We start from the raw sequence: 1,455 nt of genomic DNA, 5'->3' as shown, positions 1-1,455 counted from the left end.
CGTGCGGGAGCGGGCGGGCGCGGGCCTCCAGCCTCGGGCGATCGGCTCTCCAGCGGCCGGACCTACGTTGCTGCCGGGTCGCGTCCCACCGCGTGGGCACGGCCCGGCGGGCCGGACGTTCCGGCGGCCCGTCCAGCGGCAGTGACAGCGGAGGTGCCCCAGTGGCCGTATCAGAGCAGACAGACGTGTTCCCGTTCCCCGGCTCCAGCTACCGCGGCCCCGCGGCGCACTACGCCGAGCTGCGCACCCAGGCGCCGGTGAGCAAGGTCCGCACCGCGGGCGGCGTCGACGCGTGGCTGGTGACCCGGTACGAGGACGTGCGGGAGGCGCTCGCCGACCCGCGCCTCAGCCGCGCCCTGGCCTGCGGCGAAGGCGCCCCCCGGGTCGGCGGGTCCATGCACACCACCCCCGAGATGATCATCTCGCTCGACGGCGCCGAGCACGGCCGGCTGCGCAAGCTGGTGGCGGGCGCGTTCACCATGCGCCGCGTGGAGCGCATGCGCCCCCGCGTGCAGGAGGTGCTCGACCAGCTGCTCGACGACATCGAGCGCACCGGCGCCCCCGCCGACCTGGTGCCCAGCCTGTCCCTCCCGCTGCCGCTGACCGTCATCGGTGAACTGCTCGGCGTGCCCTCGGAGGACCTGCGCAAGTTCGAGGGCTGGGCCCGGGCCTTCGCCACCGTCGACGACCGGGCGGGCGGCTCGGAGTCGCTGCACGGCCTGGCCAAGCTCAGCGAGTACATCGTCGGGCTGATCGCCGACAAGCGTGCCGAGCCCACCGACGACATGCTCTCCGACCTGATCCAGGCCCGGGACGACGACGACCGGCTCAGCGAGCAGGAGCTGGTCACGTTCGGCTTCACCCTGATCGGCGCGGGCTTCGACACCACCGCCAACCAGCTCTCCAACTCCCTGCTGGCGCTGCTCGTCCACCACCGCGACCAGTGGAACTGGCTCGCCGAGGACACCAGTCGGGTGCCGCGTGCCGTCGAGGAACTGCTGCGGCACGTCAACCTGTTCGCCACCGACACGACCGGCTTCCCCCGGGTCGCCGCCGCGGACATGGAGATCGGCGGCGTGCACATCCCGGCCGGTGACGCGGTGGTGCTGTCGCTGACCTCGGCCAACCGCGACCCGGAGGTTTTCACCGACCCCGACACCCTCGACCTGGCCCGGGAACGCAACCCGCACATCTCCTTCGGCCACGGCGTGCACTACTGCCTGGGCAAGCACCTGGGCCGGATGGAGATGGAGATCGCCATCGAGGGCCTGCTGCGCCGCTTCCCCGACCTGCGGCTCGCCGTGCCCGAGGCCGAACTGCCGTGGCACGTCGGCGAGATCAACCACACCCTGACCTCGCTGCCGGTCACCTGGGGTGCGTGACACGCCCCGCTCGCCCCGCCCTGCCGAGACGAGGAGCCGGCCCCGACCGCCGCACGGCGACCGGGGCCGGCTC

The 1,455-nt window shown here is 73.4% G+C and carries 1 protein-coding gene; it reads left to right on the top strand.

Going from position 1 to position 1,455, the window contains the following annotated elements:
• The first annotated feature begins 161 nt into the window (after positions 1 to 161).
• Positions 162 to 1,382 (top strand): cytochrome P450, encoded by a 1,221-nt coding sequence (locus ACYVE9_RS26650; RefSeq protein ID WP_461030458.1) that lies wholly within the window; start codon positions 162 to 164, stop codon positions 1,380 to 1,382.
• Positions 1,383 to 1,455: the final 73 nt, after the last annotated feature.

Source organism: Streptomyces sparsus, assembly GCF_054776295.1.
The sequence above is the reverse complement of the archived record's forward strand: the minus strand, read 5'-3'. Positions and strand labels throughout refer to the sequence as shown.